General features: G+C 65.3%; 12 protein-coding genes. 2 read left to right on the top strand and 10 right to left on the bottom strand.

The genetic code is table 11. The features are described 5' to 3' along the window. Positions 1 to 19: 19 nt before the first annotated feature. The 6 genes from nusA to CBY09_RS17350 form a co-directional block, all read right to left on the bottom strand. The gene (gene nusA, locus CBY09_RS17375; protein WP_094290850.1) at positions 20 to 1,507 is read right to left on the bottom strand and encodes a transcription termination factor NusA; all 1,488 of its coding nucleotides are present in this window, start codon (positions 1,505 to 1,507) and stop codon (positions 20 to 22) included. Between the two features lie 78 nt (positions 1,508 to 1,585). Further along, the gene (gene rimP, locus CBY09_RS17370; protein WP_094290849.1) at positions 1,586 to 2,179 is read right to left on the bottom strand and encodes a ribosome maturation factor RimP; all 594 of its coding nucleotides are present in this window, start codon (positions 2,177 to 2,179) and stop codon (positions 1,586 to 1,588) included. 274 nt (positions 2,180 to 2,453) lie between these two features. Then, on the bottom strand, positions 2,454 to 5,849 hold the full coding sequence (locus tag CBY09_RS17365) for a DEAD/DEAH box helicase (protein ID WP_094291210.1): 3,396 nt from the start codon (positions 5,847 to 5,849) through the stop codon (positions 2,454 to 2,456). Between the two features lie 162 nt (positions 5,850 to 6,011). After that, a complete protein-coding gene (locus tag CBY09_RS17360; RefSeq protein ID WP_094290848.1) occupies positions 6,012 to 6,416 on the bottom strand; it encodes a thioredoxin family protein in 405 nt (134 codons plus the stop codon). A gap of 51 nt (positions 6,417 to 6,467) precedes the next feature. Continuing rightward, the gene (locus CBY09_RS17355; protein ID WP_094290847.1) at positions 6,468 to 7,748 is read right to left on the bottom strand and encodes a c-type cytochrome; all 1,281 of its coding nucleotides are present in this window, start codon (positions 7,746 to 7,748) and stop codon (positions 6,468 to 6,470) included. A gap of 12 nt (positions 7,749 to 7,760) precedes the next feature. Beyond that, complete coding sequence (locus CBY09_RS17350) at positions 7,761 to 8,519, bottom strand: c-type cytochrome (protein WP_094290846.1); 759 nt, start codon at positions 8,517 to 8,519, stop codon at positions 7,761 to 7,763. A gap of 143 nt (positions 8,520 to 8,662) precedes the next feature. On the opposite strand from CBY09_RS17350, the gene CBY09_RS17345 reads away from it, so the two are divergent. Then, a complete protein-coding gene (locus CBY09_RS17345; RefSeq protein ID WP_094290845.1) occupies positions 8,663 to 10,138 on the top strand; it encodes an aminotransferase-like domain-containing protein in 1,476 nt (491 codons plus the stop codon). 281 nt (positions 10,139 to 10,419) lie between these two features. Continuing rightward, the gene (locus CBY09_RS17340) at positions 10,420 to 10,770 is read left to right on the top strand and encodes a hypothetical protein (RefSeq protein ID WP_094290844.1); all 351 of its coding nucleotides are present in this window, start codon (positions 10,420 to 10,422) and stop codon (positions 10,768 to 10,770) included. 43 nt (positions 10,771 to 10,813) lie between these two features. Here CBY09_RS17340 and CBY09_RS17335 read toward each other — a convergent pair whose 3' ends face one another. Genes CBY09_RS17335 through CBY09_RS17320 form a run of 4 tightly spaced genes read right to left on the bottom strand, consistent with a single transcriptional unit; the run spans position 10,814 to position 16,459 of the window. Next, positions 10,814 to 11,563, bottom strand: a complete 750-nt coding sequence (locus tag CBY09_RS17335) for a type II secretion system protein (protein WP_094290843.1) — start codon at positions 11,561 to 11,563, stop codon at positions 10,814 to 10,816. Between the two features lie 26 nt (positions 11,564 to 11,589). Next, positions 11,590 to 12,894, bottom strand: coding sequence for a type II secretion system protein (locus tag CBY09_RS17330; protein ID WP_094290842.1), 1,305 nt, complete (start codon positions 12,892 to 12,894; stop codon positions 11,590 to 11,592). Further along, positions 12,891 to 14,126, bottom strand: a complete 1,236-nt coding sequence (locus CBY09_RS17325; protein ID WP_094290841.1) for a type II secretion system protein — start codon at positions 14,124 to 14,126, stop codon at positions 12,891 to 12,893. The genes CBY09_RS17330 and CBY09_RS17325 overlap by 4 nt, the downstream gene beginning before the upstream one ends. Next, positions 14,123 to 16,459, bottom strand: coding sequence for a coiled-coil domain-containing protein (locus tag CBY09_RS17320; protein WP_094290840.1), 2,337 nt, complete (start codon positions 16,457 to 16,459; stop codon positions 14,123 to 14,125). Before CBY09_RS17320 ends, CBY09_RS17325 begins: the two co-directional genes overlap by 4 nt.

Here is a 16,459-nt window from a genome sequence, read left to right as displayed (position 1 = left end):
GTTCGTGCCTCCCTGACCCTTACTCTTGTTGCCCCGCGAACCAATGTTCGCGCGCCTTCATGATCAAGGCTTTGGCGTCCTCTGCAGACTGTCCGGTCAGGTCGGTCAGCTCATCAATGGCCAGGTCGGCCAGGTCGTCACGTGTATGCACACCACCGTCAGCCAGCTTGGCAATCAGTTCGGGGGTGAGGCCTTCAAGGTCGCGCAGGTCCTGGGAGACCTCTTCCACGCTTTCCTCGCGGGCGATTTCCATGGTCAGGAGCGCATCCTTGGCACGGGCACGCAGCTCGTTGACGGTGTCTTCGTCGAAGCTTTCGATCTCCAGCATTTCCTGCAGGGGCACATAGGCCACCTCTTCCAGGCTGTTGAAGCCTTCGGAGATCAGGATGTCGGCGATTTCCTCGTCCACATCCAGCTTTTCCATGAACAGCTTGCGGGCCGTGTCGGTCTCGTTGGCCTGCTTCTGCGCGCTTTCGGCGGCGTCCATGATGTTGATTTTCCAGCCGGTGAGGTCAGACGCCAGACGCACGTTCTGGCCACCACGGCCGATGGCGATGGCGAGGTTCTCCTCGTCCACGACCACGTCCATGGCGTGTTTTTCTTCATCGACCACGATGGAGGACACGTTGGCCGGGGCGAGCGCACCGATCACGAACTGCGCCGGGTCTTCGGACCACAGCACGATGTCCACGCGCTCGCCAGCGAGTTCGTTGGTCACTGCATTCACGCGGGTGCCACGCACACCCACGCAGGTGCCGATGGGGTCCACGCGCTTGTCGTGCGACAGCACGGCGATCTTGGCGCGCGAGCCGGGGTCGCGGGCGCAGGACTTGATCTCCAGCAGGCCCTGCTCGATCTCGGGCACTTCCTGGCGGAAGAGTTCGATCATGAACTCGGGCGCCGAGCGCGACAGGATGATGGGCGCGCCGCGCAGGGTCAGGTCCACCTCCATGATCATGGCCCGCACGCGGTCGCCGCTGCGCAGGTTTTCCTTGGGGATCATCTCGGAGCGGCGCAGACGGCCTTCCACACGGCCGGATTCGACAATGATGTCGCCCTTGTCCATGCGCTTGACGGTGCCCGTGAAGATCTTCTCGCCGCGCGACATGAAGTCGTTGAGCAGCATTTCGCGTTCGGCGTCGCGAATCTTCTGCAGGATGACCTGCTTGGCCGCCATCGCGCCGATGCGGCCGATGGGCACGGACTCGACACCTTCCTCGATGTACTCGCCCACCTCGATGTCGGGGATGCGCTCCTGCGCGTCCATCAGCAGCTCTTCGGCCTCGGGGTTTTGCAGGCCCGCGTCATCGGGCACCACCAGCCAGCGGCGGAAAGTCTCGTAGTTGCCGCTGTCGCGATCGATCGACACGCGGATGTCCACCTCGCCCTGGTACAGCTTCTTGGTAGCCTGGGCCAGGGCCGACTCCACGGCGCCCAAGACCACATCACGCTCCACGTTCTTCTCGCGCGAAATGGCCTCAACCAACATCAACAATTCGCGATTCATGCGACGACTCTCCTGTTTCAATCACCCGAAGATGGAAGGCTGCACACAGCAGCCACCCACCCCAATCCATTCAGCAACTCAGGCAGCTGCCGACCCGGCCTTGCCCGCACGCCCCTTGAAGTCCACGATGGGCGCCAGGCGCGCATCCCGCAGCTCGTCCAGGGTAAAGCCCAGCGCCTGCAAAGGGGCGGGCACACGTTTCTTGCTCACTTTTTGACCTGGCTTGACCGGCGGCTCGTCGCTCCAGACGATTTGCCAGCCACCCGCCTCGGCGCGCTCCAGCGTGCCGCGAAATTTCTTGCGGGTGGCATTGACCTGCCCCCCGCCTGCAGCGCCAATGGGCGCCTTCAAGGTGATGTCGATGACCGCGCCTTCAAAACGCACAAAGTCCTGCTCGTGGCGCAAGGGGCGGTCGATGCCGGGGGACGACACTTCGAGGCGCTTGTATTCGACACCGTCCACTTCCAGCGCAAACTGAAGCTGGCGGGTGACCTTCTCGCAATCCTCGACGGTGACGAACTGCTCCAGCACGGGGGCGGGCGCATCGGCGGCCGGTGGCGTCCAAGGCAAATCGATGGTGACGCGCAGCAAACCACCGGCGGAGCGTTCGATCTCCACCAGGTCATAGTCCAGGCCCGTCACAATTTGTTCAACGACTTGCTGTAGTGCCACTTATTTCAGTTCCATCCCGGAAAAACAAAAAACCCGATAACCCCCGGAGACTTCTCCGGCAGCTTCGAGCTCGAAAAGCAATCGACCAAAAAAAACGGGCGGTTGGTACCCGCCCGTTTGGTCGTGAGGCTCTTATTGTAACGCGTAAAGCATTGATTTGCAAAGACAGCGCATGCGGCGAGCCCCATATGCTGTTGTTAACACGCCAGCGCCGCGGCCTGGTGACTTAGGTGACTCCACAAGCGCGCCCCGCCCGCCCAGCCATCTTCTCTTGCTACAACGACGATAGCGGCTGCAGCAGCTCGGCCAGATCGCTTTCGGTAAACAGCGGCTCCTTGCGGGCTGCGGCCTCGCTGTAGAGGCTGCCCGCGAGCTGCGCCTTGCGCTCCTGCAGGGCCAGGATGCGCTCCTCGATCGTGCCCTGCGCCACCAGCTTGACCACCCACACGCTCTGCGTCTGGCCGATGCGGTGGGCACGGTCGGTGGCCTGGTTTTCCACCGCCGGGTTCCACCAGGGGTCGAAATGGATCACGGTGTCGGCCTGCGGCAGGTTCAGCCCCACCCCGCCCGCCTTCAGGCTGATGAGGAACAGCGGCACCTGCCCGCTGGTGAACTGTTCGATGATCGCGTCGCGCTTGACGCTCTGTCCCGTGAGCTTGACCCAGGGCAAGCCGCGCTTCTTCAGCTCCGCCTCGATCAGCGTGAGCATGCTGGTGAACTGCGAAAACAGCAGAATGCGCCTCCCCTCGGCCAGCATCTCTGGCAACAGCGCCATCAACTGCTCCAGCTTGGCCGAGGTCTTGACCTTTTTGGCGGCATCCAGCGGCACCAGCGCCGGGTGGCAACACACCTGGCGCAGCTTGAGCAGCGCATCGAGGATGGTGATCTGCGATTTGGCCAGGCCCTTGGTCTGCAGCGCCTCGCGCACGGTTTTCTCCATGCCCAGGCGGATGGTTTCGTACAGGTCGGCCTGCGAGCCGCTCAGCTCCACCGGCATCACCGACTCCACCTTGGGCGGCAGTTCCGCCGCCACCAGCGCCTTGGTGCGCCGCAGCATGAAGGGCGTGACGCGGGCGCGCAGCTGCGCCAGGCGGGCCGTGTCGCCCTGTTTTTCGATGGGGTTGCGGAACAGTTCCTTGAAGCGCTGCTGGCTACCCAGGAACCCCGGCATCAGGAAGTGAAACAGGCTCCAGATTTCGCCCAGGTGGTTTTCCATGGGCGTGCCCGACAGGCACAGGCGGTGGCGCGCCTGCAGCTCGCCCACCACCTGCGCGGCGTGGGTGCTGGCATTCTTGATGTTCTGGGCCTCGTCCAGCACCACCAGGTGCCAGGGCTGTGCCAGCCAGCGCTCGCGGTCGCGCTGCAGCAGCGAATACGGGGCGATGACGATGTCGTGTTCGGCCACCGCATCGGCCACGGCGTGGCGGCCCGCGCCGTGCAGCACCAGGCAGCGCAGGCCGGGGCAAAAGCGCGCGGCCTCGCGCTGCCAGTTGCCCATCAGGCTCACGGGCGCAATGATGAGGGCGGGGTCGCTCAGGCGGCCCGCGTCTTTTTCGACCTGGATATGGGTCAGCGTCTGCAGCGTCTTGCCCAGGCCCATGTCGTCGGCCAGCACCCCGGCCAGCCCATGGGCACGCAGAAACTGCAGCCAGTTCAGCCCCTGCTGCTGGTACGGCCTCAGCGTGGCCTGCACGCCCGCTGGCACGGGCACGGCGGGCAATGCGCTGGCGCCCTGCAGCTGCGCCACCAGGCCGCGCAGCGCATCTGCGCCCTGCCACACCGCGCCCTCGCCCAAGGCCGCGCTGGTGCGCAGCGCGTCCAGACGCGAGAGCTTCAGGCTCTCGCCGCCGAAATCGTGCGCGCGGTCGCCCACCAACTCCAGCAGGGCGGCCATCCAGGGGCGCAGGGTGTCGGTGGGTAGGCGCACAAAACCCGTGCCGGTTTGCGACGGCAGGTAGACATGCGAGGGCAGCCGGGGCAGCCCCGTCGCAGGGTCCAACGGCTGGGCCGCAGCGGCGGCAATCAGCTCGGGCAGCCAGGGCAGAACGTTGTGGCGCACGCCGTGGATATCCATGCCCAGCGAGAGCGCAAACCAGGGCGATGTGGCCTCGTCCGCACCTCCTCCCCAGGGCTGCAGCGCCACGTCCAGCGCATCGGCATGGGTGATCCAGCCGTTCAACGTGGCTGCCAGCGTCAGTTCAAACCCCGCGTCGCGCAGCACCACAAAGCCGTTGTCGGCCCAGTGCATCCAGTCGTTTTGCGATTGCTCGCCAGGGATGCCGAACAGGCCATCATCCGTCCCCAGCAGGCCCAGGTCCATCAGGCGTTCGATGGCACCCAGCTCGGCCATCGCATCGCGCTGCAACAGCACCTGGCCGCCATCGGCGCCCGGCACCAGCACGCCCAGCTCCTGCCCGGCCCACCAGCCCACATGGCCCTGGTAGTCAAAACGCAGCTGGGCGGTGATGAGGCCGAGGTAAGGAACATCGGACTCGGCCACGGGCGCCAGATGCAGGCGCGCCACAGGCTTCACGCCTTGCACGCGTGTGAGGGGGCTCAGCACCGGCGGAAGCGGCAGCATGCCGCCCAGGCGGCTGGCCACATCCGCATGGTGCTTTTGCAACGCGGCGGTGCCCAGCGGGGGCGCCTGCAGCAACAGTTGCAGTTGTGCGGCGCTCAGGCCCTCGGCCAGCACGGGGCCACACAGGCCCTGGTCGGTGTCCAGGTACAGCGGCGGGTCGTTGGCGCACAGCGCGGCGCTGGCGCTGGACAGACGGGCCAGCAGGCGCCAGGTGCTGTCGCCGTCGGCCTGGGGGGCCGGGGTCTCGTTCCAGGCCCAGGCGATGGGCAGCGCATCGCCCCAACGCAGCGGCGCCCCCACTGTGGCACCGCCCGCGTCGGCAAACAGACGGCCCGTGGCGGCGGCCTGCTGCAGCGCCAGCAGGCCCACCGTGCCTTCCAGCACGCCCGACGGCGCGCCGCTGTAGGCCGAGTAGTAACCCAGGCTGCGCGGCATGGCACGCAGCAGTTGCAGCAGCTGGCGGTCGGCATCGGTGGCCCGGTCGTACACCGCCTGGCCGGGGCCGGGCTGGGTGCGGATGGTCTTGGGCTTGGCCCAGCCGCCGGTGAGCTTGGGGTAGGACACCACGGCCTCGATCTGCAGCTGCGGCGCGCCCGAGCGCAAGCGCCCCACGGTGGAGAGCAGATAGAGATAACACTCTGGCCGGTCGGCCCGCGCACCGGGCGCGGTTGGCGCCGCGTTGTCGGCGGCCAGGTCCCAGTCGTGCAGCCAGCGCACCAGGCGCGCCTCGGCCTCGGCGCGGGCCTGGGTGGCCACGCGGTCTTGCATGGCTTGCAGCGCCTGCACGGCCTGGGCCGACGGGGGCGCGGGCGCGGATGAGGGTGCGAATGAGGCTGCGGACGCCGGGCCCGAGCGCAGGTGCGCCGCCTTCAGCGTCAGCGCTACCGCATGTTTGCAGTCTTCCCCGACCGGGCAGCTGCATTCGCCCGACCACGCGCTGACCTGGCCGTTGGGCGCCAGCTGCAGCTCCACCGACAGCCCATATGGCTCGGGCTGGGTGCCCTGCACCTCGCCATGGAGGGTGAAGGCGCTGTCGCCACGTTCCTCGATGTCGATGTGGACCACCGCCGCCTGGCGAAAAAGGTCCATGCCCCGTGACCAGGCGCCTTTTTCGCACCAGGCCTGCAGCGAGTTGATGGGAAACCAGGGTGCGGAGGGGGAAGACACAAAGTTCAAGGAAAAAAATGCCTCTTGCGCGCGACCATCAAGCGCGATTAGCTATCAAAACAGGAGCAAACAACCCGCAGCGCCTCAGCGCCCGCGGGCGGCCCGCACGCGCTCGAACACGCCCTGGGCCTCCTGCCCTGCCCCGGCACTGCTGCCAGGCGTGGCCGCCTGCAGGCTGGCCAGCAGCCGCGCCAGCACCGGCGCCTGGGGCAGCAAGGGGCCCAGGAACAGCGCACGCTCGCCATCGGCGATCAGCAGCGTGGGGAATGTTTCCACGTCCAGGTCGCCCGCCAGATCGGATTCGTCCTCGATGTCCACCCATTCAAACCGCACGTCCGGGTGCACGCGGGCCAGTTCGTCGAACAAGGGGCGGTAGATGCCGCAGGTGCCACACCAGGCCGCGCACAGGCACACGGCCCACCAGCCACCGGGCATGGCGGCCGCAGGGCTTGAGGGGGTGGACGGGGGCAGTGTGGCGGGGCTGGACATCAAACGGGCTCCTGGGGCTGGCGCAGCAGTCCGTCAACACCAGCGGACCCGCTACAAACCGCGCCGTTCCCGGGCGCGGTAAACCTCAATGGTACCCACCCCGGGCGCCCGGTTGCCCCAGCTGTTGCGCACCAAGGTGGTCACGGCTGCAATGTCTTCGTCGGACAACAACTGCTGGAACGGCGGCATGCCATGCGGGCGCGGGTTGCCCGCCGTGGCTGGCAGGTAGCCGCCTTGCAGCACCACGCGCACCAGGTTGGTGGGGTCGGCCAGCGTGACGGCGCGGTTGCCCGCCAGCGCGGGGAAGGCACCGGGCTCGCCCTGCCCCTGGTCGCCATGGCACTGGGCGCAGTGCTGTTCATACACCTTGGCGCCGCGCGCCAGGGCGTTGGCCGGTGGTGCGGCCCCGGCAGCAAGCGCCTTGTGCTCCTGCTGCGGCAGGCCCTGCAGGTACACCGCCATGGCGCGCGCATCGGCATCGCTCAGGTACTGCGTGCTGCGGAACACCACCTCGGCCATGGGGCCCAGCACCGAGCCCTGCGGGGCCACGCCGGTTTGCAGCAAGGCCACCACGTCGTCGGTTTTCCATTCTTTGACACCCGCCTCATGCGCCGCATTGAGCGCAGGCGCGTACCAGTTCTGCACCGGGATCAGCCCGCCCGTGAACGCCTTGGCGTCGGTGGTGGCACCCAGCGCGTTGCGCGGCGTATGGCAGGCGGTGCAGTGGCCCAGGCCGTTGACCAGGTAAGCGCCCCGGTTGTACTCGGCCGTTTGCGTGGCCTCGGGCCGGGGCGCTCCGGGCGTGAAGAACAGCGCCCGCCACACACCCAGCGCCGCCTGCGTGTTGTACGGAAACCGCAAGGCATGCGGCCGATTGGCGTCGGCAGCGGCGGGAATGCTCTGCAGATACGCAAAGATTGCGTCCGAATCCTCGCGCGTCACCTGCGTGTAGTTGGGGTACGGAAAGGCCGGGTACAGCAGCCGCCCGTCCTTACTGCGGCCATGGTGCATGGCGCGCCAGAACTCGGCCGATGTCCACGCGCCAATGCCGTGGGCCTTGTCGGGCGTGAGGTTGGAGCTGTGCACCACGCCAAACGGCGTCTCGATGCCGCGCCCGCCCGCAAACGGCGCCCCGCCCTGCGTGGTGTGGCAGGCCATGCAGTTGCCGACGCGGGCCAGGTATTCGCCGCGCTGCACCAGTGCGGGCGTGGATTGCAGGGTTTCGGTGGCGGGCAGTGGTTCTTCGCCCCGCAGGTTCAAGGTGACCACAGCGGCGGCGGCAATGCCCAGGGCCGCGAGTGCGCAAGAGATCGTCCAGAGGATGCGTTTCATCGTTGCGCCTCCTCAGCGTCCAGCCACCGGCACATCGGCCACGCCGCCGCAGCGGGCGGGCATGGCGGCAGGCAGGGTGCGCGCAGGCTTGCCGCCCGCCGCCACGGGCTGGGCCGCCAGCCAGGCAGATACAGCGCTCACCTCCTCGGGCGTGAGCTGGCGCGCAATGTCGGCCATGCAATCCGGCGCATGGGCGCGGCGCTGGCCGGTTTTCCAGGCGCCGAGCTGGCTGTTGAGGTAGTCGCGCGGCAGCCCCAGCAGGCCGGGGATGGACGGCGCCACGCCCGTCATGGCCGCGCCATGGCAGGCCACGCAGGCAGGGACGTTGCGGGCCACATCGCCCTGCTGCACCAGCCTGCGGCCCTGCTCCAGCACGGCGGGCGGGGCCTGGGGCGGCGGTGGGGGCGGGTACGGCAGGTCCAGCGCCGCAAAGTGTTCGGCCATCTCGCGCAGGTAGTCATCGGTCAGGTGCTCGATGAGGTAGGTCATCTGCGGGTAGCTGCGCCGTCCGTCGCGGAAGTTGAGCAGCTGGTTGGCCAGGTAACCCGCCGGTTTGCCCGCAATGCGCGGAAAGTAGCCGTCTGGCGTGGCGCGGCCCTCCTTGCCGTGGCACACGGTGCAGGCCAGCACACGCGGGGCCATGGCGGCGGCCGGTGCCGCAGTGGTGGGGGCGGGCTGTGCCGCCACCCCGGCAGCCAGGCCCGCAGACAGGAAGAACACAACAGCAAGGGGGCACAGCAGGCGATGCAAACGGTGCAGGCAATCAATCATGGGGATATGGGTGGGGCAACGGAGCACAGGGAGATTCCAAAGCAACTCTACGCGCACATCAAAAAACAGTACAGATTCAGTTTCCAGTTAAAAATACAGATCAGTTTGCCCTGCATCAACGCCTGCACCCGGTTTCTACGCCCATGAAACGCTACGAACGCCATGCCGACGCCATCGCCCAGCTCATCCACAGCGGCGCGCTGCGCCCGGGCGACCGCGTGCCCTCGGTGCGCGAGGCCAGCCGCACGCGGGGCATCAGCCCGTCCACCGTGTTCGAGGCCTACTACCTGCTGGAGGCCCAGGGCCTGATCCACGCTCGCCCGCGCTCGGGCTACTACGTCAGCGCCCGGCTGCCCGGCACGGCCGAGGCCCGCCCCGCCGAGCCCCTGCCCTCGCAGCCCGCCGCCACCTCCACCGGCGTGGCGATCAGCGACCTGGTGTTCGAAGTGCTGGGCCTGGCACGCGACCGCGACCTGGTGCCGCTGGGCTCGGCCTTCCCGGGGCTGGAGCTGTTTCCGCTGGAGCGCCTGGCGCGGTGCCTGGCCAGCGGCATGCGCAAGCTCGACCCGTGGAACATCGTGCAAAGCCTGCCGCCCGGCGACGAACGCCTGCGCCAGCAGATTGCGCTGCGCTACGGCGTGCACGGCACGGCGGTGGATGTGGAAGAAATCATCATCACCAACGGCGCGATGGAAGCGCTCAACCTCTGCCTTGAGGCCGTCACCCAGCCCGGCGATGTGGTGGTGGTCGAATCGCCCACCTTCTACGCCGCGCTGCAGGCGCTGGAGCGGCTGAACCTGCAGGCGCTGGAGATCGCCACCCACCCGCGCGACGGCATCGACCTGGCCGCGCTGGCCGAGGCGCTGGAGCGCCAGCCACCCCACCAGCCCATCAAGGCCTGCTGGCTCATGCCCAGCTTTCAGAACCCGCTGGGAAGCCTGATGCCCGAGGGAAAAAAACGCGAACTCGTCGCCCTGCTCGCCCACCACGGCGTGCCGCTGATCGAGGACGACGTATATGGCGAGCTGCACTTTGGCCCCCAGCGCCCGCCCCCAGCCAAGGCGTTTGATACCGAAGGGCTGGTGATGCACTGCAGCTCGTTCAGCAAAAGCCTGGCGCCCGGCTACCGCGTGGGCTGGGTGGCGGCGGGCCGCCAGGCCACGGCCGTGCAGCGACTCAAGCTGATGACCACGCTCTCTGCCGCCACGCCATCGCAGCAGGCGCTGTCGGAGTACCTGGCCCAGGGTGGGTATGACCGGCACCTGCGTGCCCTGCGCCGCAGCCTGGAACAACAACAGGCGATTGCGCTGGCAGCGGTGGCCCAGCACTTCCCGCGCGGCACGAGGGTGTCGCGGCCCGAGGGTGGGTACTTTTTGTGGGTGGAGCTGCCGCCCCCGGTCAACGCGCTGGAGCTGCACCGGCTGGCACTGCAGCAGGGCATCAGCCTGGCGCCCGGGCAGATCTTCTCGGCCGACCAGCGGTTTGCGCACTGCGTGCGCATCAACTACGGCCACCCCGCCCAGCACCGGCTGCAGGCCGCGCTGGCCACCGTGGGCCAACTGGCGACTAGATTGGCCATGGGCGCGGCAGAGCACCAGGCCTCACCCAATTGCTATTAAAACAATAGCCAAAAAAGTCATGATGGTCGAGCGCATAGGCCGATTTTCGCTACCCTAATTCACGGCCTGGCCTCATCCGCCCCACCCGCCCACGGCATCGCCGCCCACCGCGCCAGCCTTGCACCAGGCTGACACCCGCGCCCCGCGTTGGAAAGGCCCAACCTCGGGTTCTCCCGCAGCAGGCACAGCGCTTGCAACGGCATACTGGCGCCCGCCCGCACCCCGGGCAGTGCACCACGGCGGCCCACCCGCCCCGCCCTCCAACCCCTACGCCCAGCACCATGGCCGCACCCCAGCATGTTCCGTTTGTGACGGTGGAAGACGAAGACGACTGGGTGGTCTCGTTCGCACTCGGCCCCCGGGGCGCCGACCGCCTCACCCTGGTGCGCACCCCCCATCTCGAATTCATGCTGCGCCCCGAACAGCGCGGCGTATCGGTGGGCGCCGAAGCCGGCCAGCGCCCCGCCCTGCTCGTGGCCGTGCAGTGGGGCCACAAATGTGTGGACGTTGTGTCCACCGCCAAGCGCTATAGCCTGGACATCAGCAAGGTAGACAACACCACCCGCAACGCCGCGCTGCGCCTGCTGGGCAAGATGAATTTTGACCAGCGGTTTCAGCTGGCGGGGTTTTGACGGCTGCTCAATCCAGGTCCACGAACGGTCTTGAAGGCGGCATTCAACGCATCATCTTGAAATAGGCCGTAGTCACGGCCACCTGAGACTCATCCAGCGAAGTTGGCACCGCAGCACCGAATGCAACACGGTCATCAATGGACCAGTTCATACCCGTACTGTTGGTTGTGTCGGCAGCAGGTACTGTGCCGTTCGCCAGAGGCCCTTCGCGCAAGCTTCCAAAACGCGCATCGGTGCGGCCATCAATCTGCTGGTCTAACGAGCCCGCCAAGGAAAAGGTCACTCCACGAATCACCATCACGTTGCGTGGACGGAGCACGTAGTTGTTCACGGTATCGGCGGGTTCAGACCAATTAACGCTCTGAAAGCAGACACGCGCCTCTTGGGGGTTGCCATTGCTGTCGAGGTACACGTACCGGTCTTGTTGACCCTCTGTACGCCCTGTAGGTACGCGAATTCCTGCTGCCAAAAACTCATTGATCATTGTCGTACCGCACAACTCCGTGCCCGCCGGGGTGGCATTGCCATTCACGCGCCCCGTCGGATTGGACGGGTTGTCTCCAGGCGGGCGGCCCACGCCGTTGAAGTACGCCTCATAAGCGAGTTGCCACCCTTGGATGAAGTCCGTGGACAAACGCTGGTTGGCAGCGGACCGCTGCAGGTCCCGACCTACAGCCACAGCGCCGATCACAAGCCCGATAACGATCAAGACCACGCTCAACTCGATCAGTGAGAAGCCGCGCTGGCGGCGAGACAGGCGGCCGCCAGCGGTGAATGCAGAAATGGGGGTCATGGTGCGTAACTCGATAAGCTTGGGATTCAATGGCCGATCGCATCGGCGCGCAGCGCATTCTCGTTAAGGGTGCGCGACAAGTTGGTCATGGCCGTGGTGCGGGCCGCGAAGTCGCTGTGAACCTGCTCCGCCTCTGCTAACGACAAGGCGGCATCGATCACTGCGTAGGCCGCTGCCACGTCGCTAGCAACCGCCAGCCCGATACCGACAGCAGCCAAGGCAATCTGGAAGGCTCGCGCGCCCACGGACATCGTTGTGTCTGCCACTGCGGAAACCATCTCCTTCGCAGCGTCTAGCGATCCCGCCACCGCCGACGCTACGCCAGCGGCTGCAGCCGCCACATCCGCCCGTGCCAGCACCACAGCGATATAGAGCTGATCGCGGTAGTCATACATCGCCCGCTCCATCACAAGGGAGCCTGTGGCGACGTTGAAATGGGCATGAGAAACTGCAGACAGCGAAGCGCCGCAGCTCAACTCTGAAAACAATTCGTTGTGGCTTGCTGCCACCACGATGTCGTCATAGGTGTCGGTCACGGCCCGGCCCGGCGCCTCAAAGGTTGGGGTCGTGTTATCCGCCGTTGCGTTCGCGCCATCAAAAGCCGCACCATTCCCATCTGCGTCGAGCATTCCGGGAGCAGCAACTACAAACGCGGCTGCCCGCCGATTGGCTCCCACCTGCGTGGCCAGTCGTCCCGCAGCAGGCACGAGGCCATCACCGCCCCGGTTCAACGCCAAGCAGATGTCTATGAGATTGACGGCATTTTCAACTCCCAGGGGACATGGAGGCGCATTCGCCGCGTTGCATGCAGCATTCAGCGGCGTTGCATCGTCGCCGGAGTAGGTCGCGCCCAAAAGTCCCGCACCTGAGACGGGAATCGGAGGCGCGTTCGGATTCGGGGCATCGGCATTCTGTGGCTTGGGATCGGGTGTGCGCACCCTCAGCGGATTCATGCGATCCAGCCGTACCGCCAGATCCTCATCCAAAGATGCAGAGGCAGAGTCAGGAGCGCGAGAAACGCCGTACCGTAGCGCTCCGGCTTCTGGCCGAGGAAGATTGAGCGTGCGCCACGGGAAAAATCCCACCTGACGGTTGCTCGCGCAATCCTCTGCGCCGAGCGAGTTGGCAGCGGGGCAAGGCAAGCGGTAGTTGGCATGCAGAAAACCCAGCAGCGAATCACGAGCCTGCTTCTGTACATCCATCTGGGCAGTGGTCACACGTTGGCGCTCTGACAATTGCCAGAAGATCACCGCACCTGGCAGGATCAAGCCCAGCGCGAGGAGAACGACCGACAGTTCCACCAGGGTGAAACCCATCATATGGCGCTTCATGGATTGAGCCCCTTGCGGTCAAGCAGCACGGCGTAGTTCATTGCCTGTGCCAGCGTCTCGTACAAATGCACCACATAGGCGCGCACAGCGGCCTCCTTGTCGATGGAAGCTTGCAACGCGTCCTCAGCTTCTTTTAGGTCAATTGCTGCCAAGGTCACCTCAGCTATTGCGAGTCCGAGATTCACACCAGCCAGTGCAATACCGAATATGGTGATCCCTTCCGTATTGGAAGCTGATGCAATCGCCAACGCCAAGCTACCGCCCGCCAGGGCGGCGTTGACGGCCGCCAAGGCAACACCTGATTGGGCTCCTGACAATGCAGACTCGGCCTGCGCAATGTCGAACACACGCAGCGACCAATACTCCTGCGTCAAAAGCGCATTGTCATAAGCGGTGTAAGCCGCTTGAGCAGCGGCCTGCATGGCGCTCAAACGAGTAGCGCAGCCAATGCGCCCCGCCAGATCGGCTGGACCGACACCGATCGCGATGTCGTCGTAGTTTGCGGATTGAACCCGGCCAGGGAAATCAAAGAATCGCCCACCCGCACCCCCACTGACATTGCTTCCCTCAAAGATGTTGTTCAAACCAGGGTGCACAACCACAAACGCGACAGGCATGCTGTCGGTGGCGTTTCCCGCCTGCAGAACGCCAGCCGCCGCAGGGTTGGCGGCAAACCGCCGAAGCACACGGCACCAGTCCAGGCCATTCGCATCCGCAGCGCGCTGGGTCGCAGCGGCGGTCATGGCGGCCGCCACATTGGCCAGCGCTGCATCAACCGCTGCGTCGGCAGGCAAATCTGGATCAGAGGAGGGAATGCCGGTCAGTGTGAGATTCAGGTCAGGTGACACCGATCGCGCGAGCGCACCCGCCTCGGGGGCCAGATTCAAACCCGTGCCGCCTCGGTTCACACCGTAGTGCAATTGGCCGAAACGGCTGCTCAAGCCTAAAGTGCGCCATGGCAGAAAGACAGCCGTGGCATCAGCGCAGTTTTCATTGCCACCTGTGTTGGATGCTGCGCAGGGCAAGCGGCTTTGCGCCAGCACAAAGCCTTCCAGCGCAGCCTGCGCCTCTGCCAGCTGACCCACGATGGCGGGCCGCTCCAGCGGTTCTCGGGTGGAGGCTACCCAACGCCAGACAATGACGCCGATGATGCCGACGATGGCCATCGCCACACCGAGCTCCACCAAAGAGAATCCCGACTGCCGTCGAACAGAGAGGTGCTTGAGCCTCATCGGGTGCCTCCCTTGCGATCCACGTTCTCCAAAATAGTCTGGGCCTGTGCGGGCGTCATGGGGACCACAGCCGACCCCGTGGTAGTGCAAGCAGCAGGGTTATCGACCATGGCCTGCATCTGGGTTACTTGCGCTTGGGCCTTGGTTGCCCGCTCTGCGGCGGCCTCCCGCTTCTTCGCCAACGCGTCCAGTTCTTTCTGTAGCTTCAAGGGTTTCAGATACGTCGCATCTGTGCTGGGGGCTGTAGTGCCAGGAAAACCGAATAGATTCCACAACAAGCTGTTGAGATCGTTGGCGATGTTCACTTCGCCTTGCGCGCACCCGCTCGTGCACCGGTAGGCAATCACATTACCGTTGCCATCGTAAACAGCGTAACGGCCGGCGCCAGTCAGATTGGCGTAGGTGGTTTGGTATTGCGTCTGGGCCTGGCCAAAGCTGGATGACGCAGCATCTCGGTCAGCGATTGCGGTGTTGAGCGTCGCCTGGGCAGAGGCCAGCGAATTGACCGCGTCAGCGCGAGCAGCTCGGAACAGATTGGCATCCAACTCACGGGCCTTGCGTGCGCGCTCCTTCTCCAACTCCGCCTTGTTCGGCGGATTGGTAGCAATCTGCGCATCCAGCGCCGCAATTTCATTGGTCAGGGTCTGTATCTGCGGAATGCTCTCCAGCATGCGGATTTCGGCTTCCTTGCCGGAGCGCTGGCCGCGCAACAGATTCAGCCGTTCAGTGTCGCTCGGGCTAGTGGCGGCAATCTGCGCGTCCAGCGTAGCGATGTCTGCGTTGAGCCGCGCCAGAGAGCCCGCGCTGTCCGCAAGCATGGCGTCGTAGCTAGCGACTTTGTCAGCCCAGGTGTCGCGCGCTTCGGTGGCGCGGCTGACATTGGCCACCGCAGCCTCGTAAGCGTAAGAGTAGTTACCCCAGCTCAGTGCGGCATTGAGCAGCGGATCCACACGGTCATCAATCTGCGACGATGCGCCGTTCCCCCGCAGCAACGCTCGCAGGGATGCCACTGTGTTGTCGCGCACAGTGATGGCTGTATTGCGCTCGTTCGTCTTATTAACGATTTCAGCATCTACAGCGGCAAGCGCATTCACTGCGTTGTCGCGTTCAGTCTTGGCGCTCGCCAGCATCTGGTTGATCAGACTCTGATCACGCGGAGGACAAATGTCTGCCGCCGTTGCAGAGCTATCTGCCAGCGTGAGGGCTGTTCCCGCGATACCTGCAGCCGTGGCGTTCAGGGCCACGGCTGCAATATTGGCATAGACCACGCCCCCCGCAAGCCCAATGGCCACCGTGTGCTGCGGCGCTGCTGCACACGCATTGACAGCCAGCCCCAGCGATGCGGCGCAGGTCACCCATTCGACAGCTGCATTGCCAGCATCCGAAATACCTTCTGCCACGGCCAGCGCAATCTCCAGACTGGTCATGATGGCGGCCAGCGTCGAGAAGGCAACGGCGCGCCGCGCAGCCTCGATATTGTCTGCCTTCATTTCTGCCACTTGACTCACGATGTCCTCGCCCAAGGCTACAGCGTTGATGGAATCGATCAAAGGCTGGCACTGAAAAGCTGCCAACAAGCTGGTGAAGGAGCGCTCCAGAACGATATCGTTGTAGGTAGCAAGCAATGGCCGCCGCGCAGGATCTTCCATCAAATTAGCATTCGCGCCGCCATTGGCGTTCGCTCCATCGAACAGATCGCCATCGCCGTCCGCATCATTACTGCCGGGGTGTGCCAACGCATAGGCAACAGAACGCACCGGGGACGCATTCACGCGGGCCAGACCGGCAGATATCGTGGTAGTACGAGCCGTATCAATGCGTTGGCATAGGTCCGTCAACGTGAGGATGTCACTGGGGTAGCCCGCTCCACGCATGTCGAAGAACGTCGTGCCCGTATCGTCGTACGCCAGCGGTCTCCACGAGTCTGTCAGCGTAGTGAGGTTGTTGCCTCCCGCACCTCGTTGTGCCATGTAGCGCAGCTGACCTACATCCACGCCAGGATCTGCGCCCGCAAGGCGTAGCGTGACGGACGGCAGCCAGCCTTTTTGATCGGTCAGTGTTCCGCAATCCTCCTCTCCGTCACGGTTGATGTCCGGGCACGGCAACCGATGGTTTACCGTGGCAAATGCGATGAGCGCCTGATCCGCTTGGGCGAGCACCTGCCGCTCCTGGCGCGAAGACTCGATGAGTGCCCGCTCGCGCCATTGCAGATAGCCAATCGTGGCAAGGCCCGACATTACCGCGATCAGCAGCAACACCTGCAAGAGCCCGAAGCCACGCGCGCCAGACCTTGTCTGACGGGATGCGGGGACTCTGGAAAAGAAGGAACGCAT

It is taken from the genome of Acidovorax kalamii (assembly GCF_002245625.1).
Classification (GTDB): domain Bacteria; phylum Pseudomonadota; class Gammaproteobacteria; order Burkholderiales; family Burkholderiaceae_C; genus Acidovorax; species Acidovorax kalamii.
The sequence above is the reverse complement of the archived record's forward strand: the minus strand, read 5'-3'. Positions and strand labels throughout refer to the sequence as shown.

Excerpts from the sequence above, each read along its gene's own strand:
- CBY09_RS17325 (WP_094290841.1), bottom strand. The coding sequence starts at position 14,126 with ATGAGGCTCAAGCACCTCTCTGTTCGACGGCAGTCGGGATTCTCTTTG.
- CBY09_RS17330 (WP_094290842.1), bottom strand. The coding sequence starts at position 12,894 with ATGAAGCGCCATATGATGGGTTTCACCCTGGTGGAACTGTCGGTCGTT.
- CBY09_RS17350 (WP_094290846.1), bottom strand. The coding sequence starts at position 8,519 with ATGATTGATTGCCTGCACCGTTTGCATCGCCTGCTGTGCCCCCTTGCT.
- CBY09_RS17340 (WP_094290844.1), top strand. The coding sequence starts at position 10,420 with ATGGCCGCACCCCAGCATGTTCCGTTTGTGACGGTGGAAGACGAAGAC.
- CBY09_RS17320 (WP_094290840.1), bottom strand. The coding sequence starts at position 16,459 with ATGCGTTCCTTCTTTTCCAGAGTCCCCGCATCCCGTCAGACAAGGTCT.
- nusA (WP_094290850.1), bottom strand. The coding sequence starts at position 1,507 with ATGAATCGCGAATTGTTGATGTTGGTTGAGGCCATTTCGCGCGAGAAG.
- CBY09_RS17360 (WP_094290848.1), bottom strand. The coding sequence starts at position 6,416 with ATGTCCAGCCCCGCCACACTGCCCCCGTCCACCCCCTCAAGCCCTGCG.
- CBY09_RS17355 (WP_094290847.1), bottom strand. The coding sequence starts at position 7,748 with ATGAAACGCATCCTCTGGACGATCTCTTGCGCACTCGCGGCCCTGGGC.
- CBY09_RS17345 (WP_094290845.1), top strand. The coding sequence starts at position 8,663 with ATGAAACGCTACGAACGCCATGCCGACGCCATCGCCCAGCTCATCCAC.
- CBY09_RS17365 (WP_094291210.1), bottom strand. The coding sequence starts at position 5,849 with ATGGACCTTTTTCGCCAGGCGGCGGTGGTCCACATCGACATCGAGGAA.
- CBY09_RS17335 (WP_094290843.1), bottom strand. The coding sequence starts at position 11,563 with ATGACCCCCATTTCTGCATTCACCGCTGGCGGCCGCCTGTCTCGCCGC.